Here is a 19,792-nt window from a genome sequence, read left to right on the forward strand (position 1 = left end):
ATCCCCGCACTATGCAATGGATCTCCGATGAAACATTACAGGCTGTCTGCAGAACTTTCCTGCACTCCCTCTGGCAGGGCATGATCGCCGCTGTGCTGGCGGGCCTCGTACTGATGCTTACCCGCCGTACGGCCGCGCGCACCCGCTACAACCTTCTTGGCTTCATCCTTCTGCTATCCCTGGTAGCTGCGGGTTTTACCTTTTACCTCGAAGCGGGCGTTCCGCAACGAACGCCTGCCGCTTCCGGCTCCCATTACATCACCGCTGCCGCTCCTTCCGCCATTCCTCCTGTGACGCATCCCGGTGATATCCTCCTGAATTATATGAACGACCATGCCGGGCTCATCATGCTGGTCTGGCTGATCGTTTTCATGTTCAGGTGCTGCAGGCTGATGGGCGGATACTACCATATCCGCCGCATCCGCCAGGGGGCCGTGCCGGCTGACCTTCAATGGGCTGAACAGGTGCAACGCCTCTCGGGGCAGCTGGGCTTGTCAAAACCCGTACAACTGTTCGAAACGGCGATGGCACAGGTGCCCTTCACCCTCGGCTTCCTCAAACCCTGCATTTTCGTCCCCCTGGGCATGCTCGCAAAGCTGCCGGCTGACCAGGTGGAAACCATCCTCCTGCACGAACTGGCACATATCCGCCGGAAAGATTACCTCGTGAACATGCTCCAGCATGCGGCCGATACGATCTTCTTCTTCAACCCCGCCCTGCGCTGGATATCCGCCCTCCTGCGGGAAGAAAGAGAAGCTTGCTGTGACGACATCGTGATGGCAAACACCCGCCAGCAAAGCAGCTACCTGCATGCCCTCATCGCCTTCCAGGAAAGATCAGCGGAAGCCAGCCTGGGCATGGCCCTCATGGGCAAACAACAACACCTCCTGAACAGGGTCAAACGCCTTCTTACCCGCGAAAACAAAAAACTCAGCATCATGGAAAGATCAATATTAATGCTCGGCATACTCGCTTTTACCGCCTTCAGCTTCATGCCGGTGCAGGAACAACAGATAACTCCGGAAGCGCCTGTGCCGCAGGATGCGATGTGTGATACGATTCCGCCGAAAAAACAAACCCGGACGCAGGTTGTATTGCAGACGGACTCCCTATTTGTACAGAAAAAGCCTGCCGCCGGCAACCCGGTCTGCGTGACCAAGACCATCGTACTGAACAACGGAACACCGGATATCAGCGTCCAGGTCGATACCGTATTCGACATCAATGTGAATGCCAATACAGATGTCAACACGAATACCGATGTCTCCTTCAGCCGGAACATATCCGTAAACACCAATGCAAATGCTTCGGCTGATGTGCGGATCGATACCGCTCCCGGCAGGAATGTCAGGGTGATCAGGCTGGATACGGTGAATAAAAAGGAGGTAAAAACGATCTATATACACACGGACACTGTCGTTTCCCATGCCCATAAGGTGTACAAGGTAAGTTCTCCCGCCAGCCGTGTCGTTGCTTTCAATTATACGCCCAAAAAAGTATCACCGAAACCCCGGATCGTTTACAGCCGCGATTCTTTCGCTGTAAGATATAAGACAGATCCGGTCAACCGCAAAATAAAAGTCTACGCACCGGATTCCGCCCACATCTATGAACCGCAGGTGATCAAAACTCCAAAACCCGTGCCTGCACCGAAACCATACAAACCCGCCAAGGGTCCGGCCGCGGCAGCACCGGTGAAAAGCGGCAAAACAATATCGTCTCCCAAAAAGCCATCAAACATCAACGAAAAATATACTCCCGTACTGCCCGGCGCCCTGCTGAAGACCATGAACATCGGAAAGCCGCAGGAGGAATGCTAAAAACTGCATATTGCCAGTACAACGCCTGCTGAAACGTTAAGGCATCACATTGCCCGCGCGTTCCTGCGCCCTTTACACCCCGGCAACACCTTTAGTTCTGCTGTATAAAATCGGTGCACTGCTGTTGCGACCTCTCAAATGATAGTGGTTGGCATATTAGTGGTAATGGACCATTACAGGTCCTGGATGATATGGCAACAATATTCATTACCCGCAAATCAACAAATAGATCTATGTTAATTAAACCAACAAAAAATATGAAAAAAGTTATTTATGCGCTGATCTTGCCGCTGGTTGTGGTAAGCGGACTAGTATTCGCCAATCGCGAAATCAAAAATGAAACTTCTGAAAAATCAGTCCCCAAGCCACCTTCAGCTGCTGAAAAGGAAGCCGAACGGAAAGAATGGGAAGCTACCCCGGAGGGTGTAAAGTTCAAAAAATGGGAAGCGTCTCCCGAAGGTAAAAAGGTATATGCCGATGCTGCTAAAATAAGGAAGCATTTAAGTGCTTTTACCAACATGGAGGCTGTTATTACCTCTCTTTCTCTTCCGCCAGGATCAAGATTAGGTTTCGGTGTGATGGCCAGGATTAATGGTGTCGATTACATTGTAAAATTTGAGCCGGAAAAGTCTCAACTTGAGCAATTACATAGCCTGAAAGTTAACGACAAAATAATTCTGAGAAGCCATCACGTATCGTACGCGCCAAAGTATTCGTACCCGATAGTATCGGGCGAATATGTAGAACGGGATCGTAAAGTAATTTTTAAACGTGCCCCTCGCAAAGGCGGTTGCTGAGCAAATAAAAAACCATGAAATACATACTCATCTATATTTTGTTCCTGATGTCTGTTTTTCACACTTCCTGTGGACAGAACCAAACAAACTTGCCGAAAGATAATAGCTACTCCGAACCCAAAGACATCGTCACTTCCTACGGGCCCAACATAATGATTCGTAATATAAAGCAAGATAGAAACGGTAACATTTTGATTGCTGGCTCGAACACCACCGCATTTGGTGATGTTTTTCGATACGATGGAAAATATTTTACCAACCTCACAAGCAAACTAGGTTCGCACAGATTCTGGGATGTTCTGGAAGATCGGCGCGGAAATCTTTGGTTCGCTTCTCTAGACTCAGGGGTATATTATTACAACGGGGAAACCTTTCAACATTTTACAACCAGGGAGGGACTTGCCAATAACATGGTTATGTCTATCTATGAAGATACAGGGGGCAATATTTGGTTCGGCGGAAATGGGCTAAGCCGTTACGACGGGAAATCCTTTCAAAATTTCACAACGAAAGACGGCCTTCCCAACAATAGCACCAGGGCTATCATAGAAGACAAAACCGGGAAATTATGGATTGCCACATTGGACGGGCCTTGTTTTTATGATGGAAAAGCATTTACCGTATTAAAAGACAAAGATGGCAAAGCGTTTAAAAACGTTTGGTCAGTAATCGAAGATAAAAAAGGAAACATTTGGTTCGGCGATAATAATGGTCTTTGGCGTTATGACGGCAGCACCTTTACTAAGGTGTCGCAGAAGGGTGCTTATGCTATAATCGAGGATAAAAATGGAAACATCTGGACCACCGGTGCAGATGAACCTCCTGGTATTGAGCAGGCCTGGTCGCTTTCCCGTTATGATCACAAGTCCCTGTACGACAAAAAGCCTGCTGTAACTGAAATTATATCAGGACCACCGGCTTTTTTGGGGCTTTTGGAAGCTGACGATGGAAGTATTTGGTTTGGCGGTCTGGGGCCCCATAAAGGAGTGCATCGTTATGATGGAAAGACTATCAAGGACTTTAGAAGAAAAGAGGATCAGCAATAATGTGCATTGCCGAGAATTTTAAGATGGCATGATGCTTCCTTCCTGACGTTGTTCAACCATTGTTTTGCAGGCATATGTTTGATGATCTGATCATTTCAATCTTCTGACGATGCGGCTGCACAGCAGCAACATCACCAGCCATTCCGCAAATGCTACGGTGGTCAGGTACTGAATGCCATAGTGCTGCACCACCAGCCCCATCATGTAATTGACCAGCATATTCCCCGTGAGCGCGATCACCAGTACAAAACTGAAGGCCGTGCCGGACCGGTCTGCATACCGCTCGCCAACAAAGCCCAGCATGATGGGGAACCCTCCTGCCAGTCCGGCTCCCAGCAGGATCAGGCCGAGAGCGGACCAGCCGAATGTGGCGCCGGCCTGCAGCAACAGAATGCCCATCGGCATCAGCAGCAGCGAGATCAGCAGCATATGCTGGGGCGACACGGTCCTGAACACGCTGCCCGTCAGCAGGCGCATCACGGTCAATCCGGCTACGTAAAGGGACAGGGCATACAGGGCGCTATGCTCCTCCATATGGCCTCCTGCGGTGAGGTAAGTGGTCGTCCAGTTATTGATGATGGCCTCGAAGCTGCTTTGGCAGAACAGGAAAAAACCGATGAGCAGCAGGGTGATATCGCTGAACATTTTTCCGCTTTGCGCGAACAGCCGGGTGCCTTGCTGCTTGGCGGGCGGGAAACGGATGAGAGCGTACAGCAGCCCCAGGGTAAAGGCCACCCAGCCGATGGCGGCCACGATGGCATGCCATTCAAAATACCCCCGCAGGGCGCCCAGCAATTGCGGCATGCCCAGTGCGCCAATGCCGAAGGAAACGCCCAGCAGGCTCAGTGATGCCCCTTTCCCGCGTGTGCTGATATCGGCCACCACAGCATTGGTTGTTCCGTTGATGATACCGCCGGATAATCCGAAAACAAAAATGCATCCTTTCAGCACCGCCGTGTGAGAGGCATAGGCAATGCCTTCAAAACCGGCACAAAGCCCCAGGGAAGCCAGTATCAGCAACAGTTTATATCCGTACCGGTCACAGATCGGGCCGAACAATAAAGAACCGGCGAGGATGCCGATGGGCATGATGGAAAAGAGCGTACCTGCCGCTACACCATCCAGCCCGAATTTCGCGCGGAGTTCCAATACTACGGCGCCGAGCGTAATGAGCGTAATGCCGAAAAGCAGCAGACCGGTGCAGGCCGCCCAGAACACCAGGTGTTTGTTGTAAGCACTTTTCTCTTTCGATATAGATATGATTGCTCCCTTCATCATCTGCACATATTAAATTTTTACAGGTCAGGTCCTCCCGCCGTCAACGCCAGATATGCCGCACCATACAATCCGGCATCACCACCCAGTGCGGAGGCTTCGAACCTCACCTGCTGCATGCTGACGGGCTGCGCCCAGCGGGCGGCTTCGGCTGCGATCATGGGAATGAACCTCACAGCAGGACCGAACACCCCGCCGCCGATGATAAAAATGATCATGCTGATCATGCCCGGCTTCATAACGTGTTCATTTATGTAGACAAACAAATGATAACACTCCGTTATCCGGGGGCAGATTTCGCGGCGAGCGGGCAAATGGGGAGAAGTATCAAAAATAAAAACGGGCATGAACGTCGTTTGAAAAACGACCTGTCTACGGCATGGCGCAAAAAAAGGGCGTGCCGCAAAAGGCACGCCCATTCATATACCGGAACAAATACAAGCTAATAGCCGGGAAACTGCACCAGCTGTTTGTTCCTGTCTATCTCACTTTGGGGTACAGGATAAAAATAATATCTCGGTTGCCACTGTGCGCGTGTAAATACCACGGTGCGCTGATGAAACTCGGGGTCGGAAAGGAATGTGCCCTTCTCGATGTTCATCCCGTGGAACTGTCCGCCCTGATGGGATTCCGGCCTTTCCGGCACTTTCCATCTGCGCACATCCCAGTAACGGTGCCCTTCAAACATCAGCTCCAGCTGCCTTTCCAGGCGGATCTCCTTCCGCAGTTCTTCCTGGCTGCCGCCGGTAAGGGAAGGCAGGCCGGCACGGTTCCTGACCTCGTTGAGGTAGAACAGCACATCGGCATGGCCGGGGCTGTACTCATTCAAGGCTTCCGCATAGTTCAGGTAGATCTCCGCCAGGCGGATCATCATAGCGGGACGGCCTACATATTTGTTATTCCGGAAATCGGTGGTAGGATGAACGTTCTTGCGGGCGGTATATCCGGTGCTTGGCCAGTCGCGCGGAGCGCCGTTCTTGCCGCTGTTGCCCGTAAAGAAGAATTCCACGCGGGAATATGCGGCATCCGGCACCACGGGAATGGTTGCGCCGTTAAACGTAACATTCACATAAAAACGGGCTTCACGCCCTACATACATGTTATAAGTTCCGTCTACATAAAAATTGGTGCCGGTGGCGGTAAATCCTGTTTCCGAATAAGTGCTTGCCGGATCGGTAATGGATTTCCCGTCCGCCATGCGGAAGGCGTCCACCATTTCCTGTGTAACGGCAATACCGTTCCAGGCATTGCCATTGGATGCACGGGGACTTACATGCCTTTCCCAGTGGCCATCCGCGCTGGAAGAGCGTATCCAGATGGCCTCTTTCGGATATCCGTCAAAGAAAAGATTGCGGTAAGAGAGGAATGCGGCCTGGAAGGGATCGGCATTCGCTACCTTGAACAATTCGTAGCGGTTCAGGTTGATAACCTCCCGCGCCGCATCCGCCGCTGCTTTCCAGCGTTGGGGATCGTAGGTCTGGTTAAAGAGCTGTTTCCCGTCATAATTTTTGAAGTCGGCCAGATCAGTGTTGCCATTGAACAGCGGGCTGGCGTGGAATAACAGCACCTGCGACTTCACGGCGGAGATCACCGGCTTCGTGATCCTGCCGGTCTGCGTATTGTCCACTCCTCCGCCACCGGCATTCAGGTGCACTACCGGCACATCGGTATAGGCTTTATCCATTTCCGACAATACATATTCCACACATTCATCCCAGGAGCTGCGCGGTATCTGGAAGTCTTCTTCCGGTGCTTTCGGATCCTCTCCCATCAGCACCACCGGGCCGTATTGCTTCATCATCAGCCAGTAATAATAAGCACGGAGGAAGCGGGCTTCAGCGATGTACTGTTTCAGCAATTCCTCCCCGTTCGGTTGTTCAAGTATCTCCGTATTCTGCCCTGCCTCCCGGATGAAAATGGCGCACTGGCGGATGGTCTGGTAATAAGGATTCCAGTTATTCGGACTGGCGTTATCCGGGGTGATGGCGCCGGAGTTGATGCCGGGCTGCACCCATGCGTAATCCACTTCATCGGTCTGCCCGCTCCATACGTTATTGTAGGGCTGGTCCCACATACTGGGCATGATGGAATAACAACGGGCCAGCCATTGTTCGGTCATCGCCTTGTTGGTAAAGATATCTTTCAGTGTGGTCACGTTATCCGGCACCGTATCCAGGAAACCTTTCCGGCAGGAGGTAGCCAGCAGCAAACCAACGAGCATCAGCGGAATAAGTCTTTTATATATAGCGTTGATCATGATCGTACAGTTTTATTGGAAGTTTACACGTAAGCCAAGATTGAAGACCGATAGCTGCGGATACCGCGTGCCGCGGCCATCGCCCAGTTCAGGGTCCCAGATCTTCCAGGGAGAGAAAGTGAGCAGGTTGGTGGCCTGCACGTACATCCGCATGTTCTTCACCCCGAATCTTTTCAGGCTTCTCAATCCGAAATTATATCCCAACTGCAATTCCTTCAGGCGGATATAATCCGCTCTTTTCATCCACCAGGTGCTGGTGTAATAGTTGGTGGTAACGTCCGAGCGGGTGGACAAACGGGGATAGAACGGATTCGGATCGGGATTCTCCGGCGTCCAGCGGTCGGTCGCATTCGTATAGAGGTTGCCGATAGTGGGGCCTTCAAAGAAGGGTTCGGTACTGTGGCCGCTGGAATACATGAAGTCCACCATCGCTGCGCCCTGCCAGAACATGAAGAGATCGAAACGGCCGATGCCTGCGCTCAGGTTGATACCATACAGTATCCTGGGAATGGCGCCGTAACCGATCGCCTGCTGGTCGAAACTGTTGATCATCCCGTCCCCGTTCAGGTCTTTGTATTTGATATCGCCGGGGCGTACATCACCCGCCTGGGTGGGCGAACGCTGGATGTCCGCAGAATCCTGGAACAGCCCCTCCGCTACATATCCGAAACGCTGGCTGATAGGATGACCGGTACGGTTCAGCCAGGGATATTGCCATGGCGGCAAACCGTCTGACACGTTCTCGTTCTTGTTATAGGTGAAGTTGCCACGGAAGCCTACATAATAATTTTCGGCAAAGGAGTGATTGTATTCGAGTGTAAGGTCAATCCCCTTGTTGCGGGTGATGCCTACGTTGCCATAAGGAATGTTGCCGCTGGTAAAGCCGGATGCATAGGGCATATCGTTCTGGCGCAGCAGTATGCCGGTACGGTATTCCTTGAATACATCGGCGATGAGGGAAAACCTGTTTTTGAACAGCTTGATCTCGAAACCAAGGTTCTGCCGTTCTGCCGTTTCCCAGGTTACATCCGAGCCTACCTGCCCTTCTTCAAATCCTGAACCGTAGTTCTGCGTGCTGCCGGGGATACCGAACTGGTAACCGCCGGTACCGCTGTTGATACGGGTCATGAACAGGAAACGGTCCCCGGTATTGCTGTTGCCCGAAATACCGAAAGTATAACGGAACTTCAGGTGCGGGATGGCTTCCCGCAGCGATGCAAAGAACTGTTCATTGGAGACTACCCAGCCCGCGCCGAAGGACGGGAAGAAACCATAACGCCTTTTGGGCGTAAAGTTCTCCGATCCGTTATAGCCGAAGTTCAGTTCCGTAAAATACCGGTTGTCGTACCCGTAAGTGGCCCTGCCGCTCAATCCGCGGATACGGAAAGGAATGGAGGACACGAGATCGGAAGCGTCTCCGTTGATGTAGTCGGACTGGTTGAAGAGCAACAAACCGGATACATCGTGTTTGCCGAAGCTGTTGGCATAGTTGAGGGCTGTTTCCGTATAGAACCGGCGGTTGCCGCCGCGGGAGCCTTCATAGCCCAGCACATCCGAACCGGCTTCCACCAGCCGCGTATCCAGCGTTCCATCGGGATTGCGGCCTTCCGCAATATAGGTCTGCACGCTCCGTTTGCGGTTGAGGTTATTCCAGCTGTAGGAATCGAAAGCGAACATGCTGGTGAGCGACAGCCCTTTGAGAACGAAATCCAGGTTCTGCCTCAAACGCAGGTTGGTGCGGATGTTGTTCCGGTATTCCGTGGCGTAACCGCTTTGGGTAAGGTTGCGGTATGGACTGTGAAACCCGCCGCTGGGGATCTTCGGCCATTGCCCGTTAGAATATTGCGGGGGGATGATATGCGGCGGCACCTGGGAGGCAAGGTTGAACAGGTCTCCCGTACCGATGCCCGGATAATTGCTGTTGATGATAAACCCGTTCACGCCAAGTTCTATCTTGGTGGTCTTGGTCATGCTGGCGTCCACATTCGTGGAAAATGTGAAGCGGTCCAGTTTGATATTGGAGTTGTAAGACTGCTGTTCATCCCTTTTCATCATCCCGGTTTCGGAATAATAGTTGGCGCTGATGTAGTAAGTGGCGAAATCGGAGCCGCCGCGCACGTTCAGGCCTGCTTTGCGGTTGAGCCCCCATTCATTGAATATCTCTTTGAACCAGTCCACATTCGGATACAGATCGGGATCTTCCCCGGTGATATGTTTCTGTATCTGTTCTTCGGAATAGGTAGGCGTTCTGCCCCGGGCTTCCAGTCCCTCGTTGTAGAGGCGCATGAAAGTGGGGGCATCCACGTAATCCGGCAGTTGTGTGAAGCGGGTGATGGCCTGTGTCAATTCCGCATTGATCTGGGGTTTGCCCGCGCGGCCGGTCTTGGTATTAACGATGATGACGCCATTCGCACCACGGGTACCATACACGGCGGTGGCGGATGCATCTTTGAGGATGGTGAATGACTCAATATCTTCGGGGTCGATATCTGTAATGGAACGGTCCGGCACACCATCTACGATGATCAGCGGGCCCTGGGGGCTGGAGCTGAAGGTGGAGATACCACGGATGTAGATATCCGCGCCATCATACCCCGGTTCCCCGCTTCGCTGCACGGACACAATACCCGCCAGCCTGCCGCCGAGTGCATTCATCAGGCTACGCGCGGGTAGCTTCAGCTCCTGCGGGCGTACGGTGGATTGCGCACCCACGAGGCTGACCTTTTTCTGTGCGCCGAAGCCCACCACCACTACTTCATTCAGGCCGCCTTCCTTTGCTTCCAGCACCACATTCAGGTCCATCCTGTTGCGTACGCTGAGCCGCTGGGTCTCGTACCCGACGAAGGAGAACTCCAGCGTATCGGTAGGTTCCACTTCGATCGAATAAAAACCCTCCGGGTTGGTGACCGTGCCAATGGTAGTGCCTGGCACCCGAATGGTTACACCGATGATAACACCGCCCAGTTCGTCTTTCACGGTACCGGACACCCTTATCTTGGCGGCCGCGCTGCCGGTATTGCGGGGCGGCGCTTCCGCGGCCGGGGCAATGATGAACTGGGCATCCGTGATGCGGTTCAGGGTAAGCCGGTAAGGCTGCAGTGCCTGCTGCATGGCAGGAATGATGCGGCTGAGGGGCTCTTTGGTCAGCTGTTCGGAAACACGCACGTCTTTGGTGTACTTTTCATTGTGCGCCACGCGGAGTTTGTATTTCTGAAAGATCGTTTCAAGCGCATCTTTGAGGGGTATCATCCTGGTATCGCCTTTTTCCCGCGTACTGCGTTGCTGGGCCAGGGAACCTGCGCTCGCTAATGGTTGTTGCGCCAGTGTTTCCGCTGCAGTGGCCTGCATGCATAGCAATACACTGGCTACTCTAAGGCATAGCCGTAGACATCCAAATTTCATAACGTAAATTTTGGTTAGGTTAGCTGAAATTGTAAAATGGAATTGTTTGGATTTTGGTTATTCTGTTCTTTGGTTATTTTGGTTGAATGATGAATTTGTTCCCGATTTTCCCGATGCGTGCATGCAGCATTGCTGCCAACACTTCTTTCACTGCTTTTTCGTCTTCCATGACCATTCGTCCACTGATGGCAGTGCCTTCAAAAGCTTCGGGCTGCAGTATTTCCACTTCATACCCGTAATTGCTGGTGAGCACTTCCTTTATTTCTCTTAATGAGGTATTTTCAAATCTGTAATCCCCGTCTCTCCAGGCGCCGAACAATTGCGCATTCACGTTATCGGTTTTCAGTGCACCGCCGGGCTGCAGCCGTGTCCTTTCATTCCGGCGGACGGTCACTTCCCGGTCTCCTGCCTTTGCCTTTATCTTGCCCTGTTCCACGATGACGGCATTTTCATGCAGCGTAAATGCGGTGCCCAGTACGGTTATTTCGAGCTGCCCGGTATGCACAATGAACGGCAGTGTTTCTTTCTGCACATCAAAATAGGCGGTACCGGTAATCCATACTTCCCTGTCTTTTTTCCCGAATGCCGGGCGGTAAGACAGGGTGCTTCCGCCTTTCACCCATACTTTTGTGCCATCCGGCAGCACTTTGAGCTGTGCCGGGGCCTTGTCCGTCACCGTCACCTGCAATTCCGGCGCGGCTTTGCGCATGCCGAAGTAAAAGGCGGCGCCTCCCGCCAGGGCCAGTACGGCTATCATGGCGGCATATTTCCACCACTGCCTGCGCCGGCCGGGCAATTGGGCGGCCACTTCCTGCCAGCGTGCGTCCACATCCAGCTGCCTTTCAGCAGCCTTCTCCAGGTCCAGGATGTCCTTTACCCTGAAATACAGTTCCCGGTTGGCGTCCGACTGCCGCACCCAATCCGCTACAAATGCCGCGTCTTCCGTGCTTGCCGTTCCGTTCAGGACATTCACCAAAAGGTTGTAATCCATTTCGCTGTTTTCAGGTAAAATTGCCATTTCAATTGTATAGACGATGAGGATATAAAAACTACGTACGTGAAATCAAAAAAAAATCCAGACAAAGAAAATGCTGATCTTCCGGATCATGGTGCGGAGCTGTTTCATGGCCTTATATAGCTGTGTTTCCACCGTTCGGGAGGAGATGCCCATGGCATCGGAGATCTCGGCGGTCTTCAGGCCCTCCATGTACCGGAGCCTGACCACTTCCCGGCATTTTGGGGGCAACAGTTCGATGGCTTCCCATACGCTGCGCTCATCGGGGGCTTCCAAAAGGCTCGGGTGACCGGTATCCGGGTGATAAAATTCCAGTTCCTGCTGTGTAAGCAGGCTGTCCTGCACAAAACGCCGGTGCACCGCCTGATGCTTGAAATAGTCCACACACTTGTTATGCACACTGCGGAAGAGGTAGCTGCGGGGGTTATGGGGGAGCTTTCCGTAGGCCTGAATGAAAACGTCCTGCACCAGGTCTTCCGCGGTATGGAGGTCCACAAACTTGCAGGCATAACCTACCAGCGCCGAATAATATTCATGAAATATCTGCGCGGTGGGTATCATCAAGCCATCATCATCACGCTCCTGCTGCATAAAGTGATTTCAGGTTTCAGCAAAAAAATACATGCCTGGTAGTAAAACTATCCAATTACGACAATATCTCTATGCTATATTTTATCACAAAATCATTAAATATTCCCCGTCAAAGATCGGAATACTCCGCCGGCCGGAGAAAGAACTGCTCGTTCTTTGATACATTGTTCCGGTATTCTTCCATGACCGAGAGCTTTTTCCAGTCGGGGTCCGCGGAAAACGCTTTCCAGTGGGCATCCCTGCTTGCCTGGTCCTTGAAAGTGGTCATATACATCAGGTTGGGCATGCGGCTGCCGGAGATCACTTCCCCGTAGAACAGGGCATTGAAGCCCAGTTTGCGGAAAATACCGATCTCGTCGCCGGCATTGAACATCTTCACCTTGTTCTCGTAATATTGCTCGGTGGGGCCTTCATAGCTGCGCAGCTCGTAGATCCTTTCGCTTTTCGGCCCTGTCAGCGTATTGGGCGTCAATACCGGATTACCGCTGAAGGCTTTCAGGAGAATGGACTCCAGGCGGGCGTAAGGCGTATTATTATAAGGTGCGTCAATATAATCCTTCCCGGCCTGCCGGTAAGCCTGGTCTTTCCCCAGCGTTTCCCCCAGCGCATCGAAGGCAGACAGGGAGGAAAAAGGGATCAGCACATACACGCGGAGGTCCGCCGTATCCTGCCTGACGGGTTTGAACACGCCCACATGCCGGATACCCGCCCGGTGCAGGGCAGGCAGATAAGCGTTCTGCAGGAAATTATCGATCCGCTGTTCCTGGGCGGCGGATTTCAGATGGTATATTTTGATCTGGTAGTATTCCCGCCCCTGCCCGTCACCGGCGATAAGCGAAAAACGGCTGAGCAACAGGCATAACAGGAAGAATAAGGTGTAACTTTTCATTTGTTCATTTTTTACGGGCCGAATGGAGCCTCCCGGCTCCATCGCTGACCTGGTTATTTTGACACGTAAATTAATACCTGCATCGGACAGTTCCTACCACTCCCCTGCCAAAATGCAGCAACAATCGCTCAAAGACGCAGTTCCGGGCGGTTTTCCGGCGATAGATGAAACAGGAACATACCCCTCCGGAGCACGGTTTACCCCCATTCACTGTTAAAAAAATGCAGCCCCCCGAAAAAAAGTCGCCATTTCGCTTGACCCTGACGTAACGTCATACCCTACCTTTGTTTTATGGAAAGTACTTACACCGTTAAACAACTGGCGAAGCTGGCGGGGGTGAGTGTGCGCACACTGCATCATTACGACCGGCTGGACTTGCTGAAACCCTCGGACCGTACCACGGCCGGGTACCGTTTGTATGGCGAAAGCGAGTTGCTCCGGTTGCAGCAGATCATGTTCTACAAGGAGCTGGACCTTTCGCTGGAAAGGATCGCGGAGATCCTTGATGACCCGGGCTTTGAGGTACTGCAGGCCCTCAAAGACCATCAACATGCCCTGGAAGAACGGCGCAGGAGGCTTTCCGTATTACTGGAAACTATTAACAAAACCATTTCAAAACTGCAAGGAGGACCTGTTATGTTAACAAATGAAGAATTATATGAAGGATTCCCCAAAGGCAATACTTACCGCGACGAGGCCATCACCAAATGGGGCCGGGAAACTGTGGAAAACGGGGAACAGGAGTTGCGCAAACTGGACAAATCGCAGCTGAACAAAATGAAAGGGGAATTTGACCGGATCAGTACAGACCTCCGGGCGCTGATGCACCTGGATGTGGCGGACAGGCGGGTACAAACCGTCATACACCGGCATTACGAACTGATCCTGAAGTTCTGGGGCAATACCGTTTGCGAGAATGTTCCCGAAGCCTACAAGGGGCTGGCGAAGCTGTATGTGGACGATGGCCGCTACACCCAAACGCCCGAAGGGCAAGCTGACCCCGCTTATGCCGCATTCATCAGCAAAGCGATGATCTGGTATGCGGACCATCTCGGGAAATAGTCACGCACAGCCGTGCAAAGCCATTCCGCGAAACGATCGCCTGCCGGGCTGACCTGTTACTTCGGCAAAGTAACGGGTCAGCCTTTTTTCTAAGAAATACCCCGCACATCACCGGCACATCTCAAACAGCTGCGCAAGGACGCCAGCCCGTTTTAACAGGGAATACCCCCGTTGATGCCAAACTTCATCCGGCAAGCCCAATGCCGCCATTTCACGCGCTTTCCCCGGTTTTATCAGCGGTAATACCCCACCACTTTGTACTCCCCTTCCACCTTGCCAAAAACCAGCGTTACCGCACCACCGTTCTTTCCGCTGCCGGGAACGGACAATTCATACACCTCCGCATCCTGCTGCACATCTTTGTAACGCCCGGCCCCACTGGCGGCAGCCGATAAATTGTTCTCATCCATGGCAGAGAGGCCGCGTTTTATTTCCGTATTGAACAGCTTTTCATACTCCCGGTCAAAGGCATTGGCTTTCAATTCCGCACCGGAGGTCTGGAGTGGGAAATGCATGAAATCCTTCACCAGCTCCCGGTTATCGCCTTCCACAGCCAGCCGGAAGGCCGCAAATACGGTACGGACGCGCTGCTCATCCGTACTTACCGAAGGAGGCACAACCCCGGTGGTCTGCACCACGGAATCCGGCTGCACGGGCAGGCCGGCGCCGGAAGACCGTTCATTTTGCCGCGCATTGTTCCCGCAGGAGAGGAATATTCCCGCGGCGAGGGAGCAAAACGACCATAACGTAGCTTGCTTTGTGATCATGATACCTGGTTTGGTGTACCCGAAAGAGGTAACAATTTCCATACCGTCCGGTACCGGCATCTGAAAACAAAAAAGAGGCTGCACCATATGTTACTATGATACAACCTCTTGCAATAAAGAGTAACACCTGCCTTTGCAGGCTTTTTAAACGGCTGCTTTGCTATTGACAGGCCCCGATGCTGATCTTGTTGCCCACTATTCTCGGTTGACCTTTAAAATCCATCGTTCCCTGCACATCCGCACTGATCACTACGCCGGCATCTTTGGCCGGAGAACCCGCCTGCAGGGAAAAGTCTGCAGCCAGCAGCGGGTCCGCGCCGTAAACCGACTGGGCATCCATACCCGTAGCGGCCTGCCAGGCGCTGAAATCGGTATAAGGCGCTCCGTTCGTGCTGTCCCATATCCATCCCGGGGTACCGGTAGTGAAATACAGGTTATTGTTGATGACGTTGCCGCTGCCGGTATTGGTGTATTTATGCACCAGCAGGTCTACCGGTCTTGCATATACGAGGTTATTGCTGATGACGTTATCAACACAATGCTCCGTCAGGCGCAACTCGCCTTCTATCTCACCAAAAGCGCCGTTCTCCCGGTTGTTCTGGTACAAGGTGTTGTTCACCACATAGCTGTTACGGGTGCCGCCGCCTGTGTATCCCAGATAGCCGCCGAGATAAATGCCGGTGCGGTAGCAGCCGGTCACGATGTTGTTCCGCACAATACAATTGCTGGTGGGATATGCATCCGTTTCGCTCACGATGCCGATGCCCCTGTCGCAGTCACGCACCATGTTCCTTTCAACGATAATATTACGCGCGCCATCCACATAAATGGCGATAGCGCCGTGGCCGTGATTGGGACCAACGGGACCGGTGGTCATATCTATATCGAACAATTCATTTTCCGTGATCAGGCCGTTGCGGGCATAATTGAAATCGGGGTTCGGGTTGGCCGCATACCCTCCGGCCGCATCGATGCCGATGTTCTCTGCATTGTAGATCTTGTTCCGGCGGATGATAAATCCATCCACATACCCGTTGATGGTCAGATTTTCGCTGTAGCCGGTATTGCAGTCGTGTATCTCGTTGTCTTCCACGAGAATGTCCGTCATTACCGTGGCCGTATTGCCGATGATCTCAATGGCATGCCCGCTCCTGCCGTCCGTGGCGGCAACGTTGTGCTCGATATTATAAATTTTGTTCCTGCGGATGATGAGATGGCTGGAGCCTTCATCCGCCACAATGCCGTTGATGTTCACCCAGGGCGTGCTGCTGGTGTAATGGCATACATCAAAACCTTCGAAGATAATGTAACTGGCATTACGGATGGTCACCAGCGCTTCCTTGCCGGTGATGGGCAGGCCCGTTCCGTCGATAAAAGGCTGCTCACCGGGATAGGCTTTGAGGGTGATGTATTTATCCAGCCGGCCGGAGCGGGGGAAAGCCACTTTTTCGTGATACCTGCCGCCCCTGACGATCACGGTATCTCCCGGCGCCGCTTTGCCCAGGGCCGTGTTGATGCCGCCCAATGGCGCATCTTTGGTACCGGCAGCCGCATCGTTGCCGGAAGCGGATACATAAAAAACATTTTGCCTCGTATCCGGTGCGCCGCCTCCGGGGTTGCTCTTTTTGCTGCAGGCAGCGGAAGAAAGCCCCAACAGGAAGATGATGAGTTTTAATTGCATGGTCCGTATCTGTGTTATTCTGAAATGATTTTTCTTACGCGGTTATTGTTCTTGTCCAGCACATACACCACACCATTCTTGTCTACCGCCACGCCGCCGGGTGCGCTGAAAGCCGCCGCTTCACCGATGGCATTGGCATACCCCGCAGTGCCGCTGCCGGCATAGATGCTCACCATCCATGCGCCGGCCGAAATGAAGCGGATGCTCTGGTCGGGATTATAAGCCCCGCCATCCCAGGTACCGTTACCGGCAACATAGAGATTGCCATCTGCGTCAACCGCCAGGCCCCAGGGAAAAGCGAACCGGGCAGCGCTGCCCTCGCCGTTCTCAAACCCTGCAACACCCGCCGCACCTGCAACAGGAGCGGCCGCCCAGGTAGCTTTGGTAAACTTCGTAACGGTATGATCGCCGTTACTGGCGATGTAGAGGTTGCCTTCATTATCGAAGTCCATCCCCGCGGGATAATTCAGGCCGGAGATCACGCTTTCGCTGCTGCCTTCCGGGGTAACCCTGTAGACGTTAGCCGGACTGACAGTGCCGAGGTAATACACATCACCGGTAGATTTGTCCACCGCCACACTCCAGGGTTCCTGGCTGGCCCAGGCGATGGTGGTAGCCGTGCCGTCCGGAGAGATCCTGCGGATATCCCAGTTGCCCGGGTCTACGCAGTAGAGGTTGCGGTCGTTGTCAATTGCCAGATCATAAGGGAGGCTGAACCGGGCGGAAAGTCCCTGCCCGTCCGCATGCCCGCCATTGTTGGGATCACCGGCAAAAACGGTCACGTTGCCCGCGCTGTCTATCTTGCGGATGCAGTGATTGCCCGGGTCCGCCACAAAAACATTCCCGTCATCGTCCGTTACAATGCCTTTGCTTCTGTACCAGGCTTCGCCACTGAAATTGAACTGTGCTTCGTTACCCTTTCCATTGGCAAAACCCGCTGTACCGCTGCCCGCAAAATTGCTGACGCTGCGGGTGAACATATAATTGAAAACGGTGGTGCTGGTGATCTCGTCGCCGCCCACTTTCACGATCACATTGCCGGAGCCGCATTTGCTTGGCACCACGGCCATGATCTGGTGAGTGTTGGCGCCGGTGATGGCGAGCTTGTTGCCATTGATGGTCACTTCCAGCTGTGCGGTATCGCTGCTGAAATTGCTGCCGTTGATGAGGATGGACGTGCCGCCGCCGCCCTGCAGCGGCATGAATTCGCTGATGGTCATCGGCGCACCGGGCACATGGGAAGGCGTATCATCCTTTTTACATCCCGCCAGGAACAATGCCGCGAGTATGAAGTATCTGCAAATGATTCGGATCATATCAATAAGTTGAAATTGTCATTAAATCGATTACCATCCCGGGTTCTGCACCAAAGCCCTGTTCTTCTCGATATCGCCCTGGAGGATGGGGAAGAGATACATTTTATCGTCCCAATACCTTTGCTGGTACAGCTTGCGGGTATAAAGACCCGTGAAAGAGAAACCGAGACCATTGTCATTCGCGTTCACATCCAGCGCATAGATGGCCTGGTACTTCGGCTGGCCCAGCATGAGGCGGCGGGTGAGCGTGTAGTAACGGTCCGATTCAAAACACAGCTCCACCTGGCGTTCGCGGAGGATATGCTCCCGCATCTTTTCCTTGTTGCCAACGGCATCCGGATAAAGGGTTTCTATGCCGGGGAGGCCGGCCCTCGTTCTCACCATGTTCAGATAGGTAACAATATCCGCATGACCGGGATTGTGCTCATTGAGCGCCTCCACATAATCCAGCAGTATTTCCGCATAGCGGAGCAGTATCCAGGGGCCGTGAAAGGACACGGCATCGTAACGGATGTTGCTGTTGGGGCTCACCCGTTTCAGCGGCAGGTATCCCGTGATGTTGTTGCTGCCCGCGGAGCGCTGGCCGGATTTGCCGTTGTAGTAAAACTCCGTACGGCCCTGACCGTTAATGTTGTTATCTGAAGAAAAATAATTCCGGTCGTCCGCATTCAGCGCAGGTACTACCGGCCTGGCGTTGTAGAGGATGTTGGCGTAGAAGCGCGGTTCACGGTTGGCATACATGTTCCAGTCGTTCTCCCGGTGGCCCCAGCTTTCCGGAGCGCCGCTCTGGGCAAAGCCGGTTTCCTGGTATTGGGAGAGCGGATCATCGATGGTGCGGCCGTTCTTCATGGCAAATGCATCCACCATGTTCTGGGTGGCGCAGTACATGTTGTACCCACCCGGACCGGGAGACACGCATTTCGTCCAGCCCCAGCGGCTCCAGCCTACGTTCGCAAAAATGATCTCATCGTTCCAGTTGGTGAGGTGAATATCGCGCACAGAAAGATAGGGATCGAAGGTAGTGCCGCCATTATCCAGGTTGGTAAAGAGTTTATAGAACCCTGAATCGATCAGCGCTTTGGCAGCGTCCGCGGCTACCTTCCATTTTTCATTGGAAGCTGTAGCCGGCGCCAGTCGGGTACCATCTTTATTCTCGAAGTCAGCAAATCCGGGATTGCCGTTCCACAGCGGGCTGGCGGCCAGCATAGCCGTTTTTACCTTTATGGCCATGCAGGCGCCTTTGGTGGGCCTGCCGAGGTTGCTGGAGACTTCCCAGCGGGAAGGAAGGCCCGGCTTGGCCAGGTCCATCAGCTGATTGATGTAAGCCACACAGGTATCGAAAGGCGCGCGGGGAAATTCGGAGAAATCCGCATCCTGGTTGATCAGGCCCGTTACTTTTACGAAGGGGCCGTATTGTTTCAGGATCATCCAGTAGTAGTACCCGCGCAGGAAAAGGTTTTCCGCTTTGTACTGCGCCTTCAGGTCGTCACTGATCTGGCTGGCCGGCACCATGTCTATGTTCTGTTCAAAAACGAAGGATTTGCGGATAGCGGCGTAGTAATTGCCCCAGTTATAAAAGTACCCGCTGGAAGCGCTCCAGTTGCCGCCCACCATCTGGCGCACGTTCACCGTGGAGATGGATACGGACGCCTCATCGGATGCGCCCATGGTGGAGAAGTCTCCCCCATCGTGATTATATACGTAGCTGTAGATGTTATTGAGATATCCTTCCGCATGGGCTCTCGTCAGCCATATCTGGTCTTCCGTCAGCAGGTTATCCGGTTTTTTATCCAGGTAATGACAGGAAAACAAAATCGTCACACAGACCAGTAAGAGATATTTATGCATGTTCATACGATGATCTTTAAACTTGA

General features: G+C 53.0%; 15 protein-coding genes. 4 read left to right on the top strand and 11 right to left on the bottom strand.

The features are described from left to right. Positions 1 to 11 precede the first annotated feature (11 nt). The 3 genes from FW415_RS23055 to FW415_RS23065 all read left to right on the top strand — a co-directional run bounded on the left by FW415_RS23055 (position 12) and on the right by FW415_RS23065 (position 3,663). Complete coding sequence (locus FW415_RS23055) at positions 12 to 1,820, top strand: M56 family metallopeptidase (protein ID WP_148389460.1); 1,809 nt, start codon at positions 12 to 14, stop codon at positions 1,818 to 1,820. 257 nt (positions 1,821 to 2,077) lie between these two features. Beyond that, positions 2,078 to 2,617, top strand: a complete 540-nt coding sequence (locus FW415_RS23060; protein WP_148389461.1) for a hypothetical protein — start codon at positions 2,078 to 2,080, stop codon at positions 2,615 to 2,617. Positions 2,618 to 2,631: 14 nt separating this feature from the next. Next, entirely contained in the window at positions 2,632 to 3,663 is a 1,032-nt protein-coding gene (locus FW415_RS23065; protein WP_148389462.1) for a two-component regulator propeller domain-containing protein, read from the top strand. A gap of 90 nt (positions 3,664 to 3,753) precedes the next feature. On the opposite strand, the gene FW415_RS23070 is transcribed toward FW415_RS23065, so the two are convergent. The 7 genes from FW415_RS23070 to FW415_RS23100 form a co-directional block, all read right to left on the bottom strand. After that, a complete protein-coding gene (locus FW415_RS23070; protein ID WP_210420779.1) occupies positions 3,754 to 4,941 on the bottom strand; it encodes a sugar MFS transporter in 1,188 nt (395 codons plus the stop codon). Positions 4,942 to 4,958: 17 nt separating this feature from the next. Beyond that, positions 4,959 to 5,177, bottom strand: coding sequence for a hypothetical protein (locus tag FW415_RS23075; RefSeq protein WP_148389463.1), 219 nt, complete (start codon positions 5,175 to 5,177; stop codon positions 4,959 to 4,961). Between the two features lie 203 nt (positions 5,178 to 5,380). Beyond that, on the bottom strand, positions 5,381 to 7,195 hold the full coding sequence (locus FW415_RS23080; protein ID WP_148389464.1) for a RagB/SusD family nutrient uptake outer membrane protein: 1,815 nt from the start codon (positions 7,193 to 7,195) through the stop codon (positions 5,381 to 5,383). Positions 7,196 to 7,207: 12 nt separating this feature from the next. Next, on the bottom strand, positions 7,208 to 10,597 hold the full coding sequence (locus FW415_RS23085) for a TonB-dependent receptor (protein ID WP_148389465.1): 3,390 nt from the start codon (positions 10,595 to 10,597) through the stop codon (positions 7,208 to 7,210). 73 nt (positions 10,598 to 10,670) lie between these two features. After that, on the bottom strand, positions 10,671 to 11,615 hold the full coding sequence (locus FW415_RS23090) for a FecR family protein (protein WP_148389466.1): 945 nt from the start codon (positions 11,613 to 11,615) through the stop codon (positions 10,671 to 10,673). Positions 11,616 to 11,660: 45 nt separating this feature from the next. Then, a complete protein-coding gene (locus FW415_RS23095) occupies positions 11,661 to 12,203 on the bottom strand; it encodes a sigma-70 family RNA polymerase sigma factor (RefSeq protein WP_148389467.1) in 543 nt (180 codons plus the stop codon). A 109-nt stretch (positions 12,204 to 12,312) separates the two neighbouring features. Continuing rightward, positions 12,313 to 13,092, bottom strand: coding sequence for an NIPSNAP family protein (locus FW415_RS23100; RefSeq protein WP_148389468.1), 780 nt, complete (start codon positions 13,090 to 13,092; stop codon positions 12,313 to 12,315). A gap of 291 nt (positions 13,093 to 13,383) precedes the next feature. Between FW415_RS23100 and FW415_RS23105 the strand changes: the two genes are divergently transcribed. Further along, a complete protein-coding gene (locus tag FW415_RS23105; RefSeq protein WP_148389469.1) occupies positions 13,384 to 14,154 on the top strand; it encodes a MerR family transcriptional regulator in 771 nt (256 codons plus the stop codon). A 233-nt stretch (positions 14,155 to 14,387) separates the two neighbouring features. On the opposite strand, the gene FW415_RS23110 is transcribed toward FW415_RS23105, so the two are convergent. The 4 genes from FW415_RS23110 to FW415_RS23125 all read right to left on the bottom strand — a co-directional run bounded on the left by FW415_RS23110 (position 14,388) and on the right by FW415_RS23125 (position 19,772). Continuing rightward, on the bottom strand, positions 14,388 to 14,921 hold the full coding sequence (locus tag FW415_RS23110; RefSeq protein ID WP_148389470.1) for a hypothetical protein: 534 nt from the start codon (positions 14,919 to 14,921) through the stop codon (positions 14,388 to 14,390). A 160-nt stretch (positions 14,922 to 15,081) separates the two neighbouring features. After that, positions 15,082 to 16,602, bottom strand: coding sequence for a hypothetical protein (locus tag FW415_RS23115; RefSeq protein ID WP_148389471.1), 1,521 nt, complete (start codon positions 16,600 to 16,602; stop codon positions 15,082 to 15,084). A gap of 14 nt (positions 16,603 to 16,616) precedes the next feature. Beyond that, complete coding sequence (locus FW415_RS23120) at positions 16,617 to 17,918, bottom strand: SMP-30/gluconolactonase/LRE family protein (RefSeq protein ID WP_148389472.1); 1,302 nt, start codon at positions 17,916 to 17,918, stop codon at positions 16,617 to 16,619. Between the two features lie 30 nt (positions 17,919 to 17,948). Further along, positions 17,949 to 19,772 carry a RagB/SusD family nutrient uptake outer membrane protein gene (locus FW415_RS23125; protein WP_148389473.1) on the bottom strand — a complete coding sequence of 608 codons (1,824 nt, stop codon included), beginning with the start codon at positions 19,770 to 19,772 and terminating at the stop codon, positions 17,949 to 17,951. Between the last annotated feature and the right edge of the window lie 20 nt (positions 19,773 to 19,792).

It is taken from the genome of Chitinophaga sp. XS-30 (genome assembly GCF_008086345.1).
In the GTDB taxonomy this organism is placed as follows: Bacteria; Bacteroidota; Bacteroidia; order Chitinophagales; family Chitinophagaceae; genus Chitinophaga.

Bases quoted from the DNA above. Each gene is read 5' to 3' on its own strand.
- FW415_RS23055 (WP_148389460.1), top strand. From the start codon at position 12: ATGCAATGGATCTCCGATGAAACATTACAGGCTGTCTGCAGAACTTTC.
- FW415_RS23060 (WP_148389461.1), top strand. From the start codon at position 2,078: ATGAAAAAAGTTATTTATGCGCTGATCTTGCCGCTGGTTGTGGTAAGC.
- FW415_RS23065 (WP_148389462.1), top strand. From the start codon at position 2,632: ATGAAATACATACTCATCTATATTTTGTTCCTGATGTCTGTTTTTCAC.
- FW415_RS23070 (WP_210420779.1), bottom strand. From the start codon at position 4,941: ATGATGAAGGGAGCAATCATATCTATATCGAAAGAGAAAAGTGCTTAC.
- FW415_RS23075 (WP_148389463.1), bottom strand. From the start codon at position 5,177: ATGAAGCCGGGCATGATCAGCATGATCATTTTTATCATCGGCGGCGGG.
- FW415_RS23080 (WP_148389464.1), bottom strand. From the start codon at position 7,195: ATGATCAACGCTATATATAAAAGACTTATTCCGCTGATGCTCGTTGGT.
- FW415_RS23085 (WP_148389465.1), bottom strand. From the start codon at position 10,597: ATGAAATTTGGATGTCTACGGCTATGCCTTAGAGTAGCCAGTGTATTG.
- FW415_RS23090 (WP_148389466.1), bottom strand. From the start codon at position 11,615: ATGGCAATTTTACCTGAAAACAGCGAAATGGATTACAACCTTTTGGTG.
- FW415_RS23095 (WP_148389467.1), bottom strand. From the start codon at position 12,203: ATGCAGCAGGAGCGTGATGATGATGGCTTGATGATACCCACCGCGCAG.
- FW415_RS23100 (WP_148389468.1), bottom strand. From the start codon at position 13,092: ATGAAAAGTTACACCTTATTCTTCCTGTTATGCCTGTTGCTCAGCCGT.
- FW415_RS23105 (WP_148389469.1), top strand. From the start codon at position 13,384: ATGGAAAGTACTTACACCGTTAAACAACTGGCGAAGCTGGCGGGGGTG.
- FW415_RS23110 (WP_148389470.1), bottom strand. From the start codon at position 14,921: ATGATCACAAAGCAAGCTACGTTATGGTCGTTTTGCTCCCTCGCCGCG.
- FW415_RS23115 (WP_148389471.1), bottom strand. From the start codon at position 16,602: ATGCAATTAAAACTCATCATCTTCCTGTTGGGGCTTTCTTCCGCTGCC.
- FW415_RS23120 (WP_148389472.1), bottom strand. From the start codon at position 17,918: ATGATCCGAATCATTTGCAGATACTTCATACTCGCGGCATTGTTCCTG.
- FW415_RS23125 (WP_148389473.1), bottom strand. From the start codon at position 19,772: ATGAACATGCATAAATATCTCTTACTGGTCTGTGTGACGATTTTGTTT.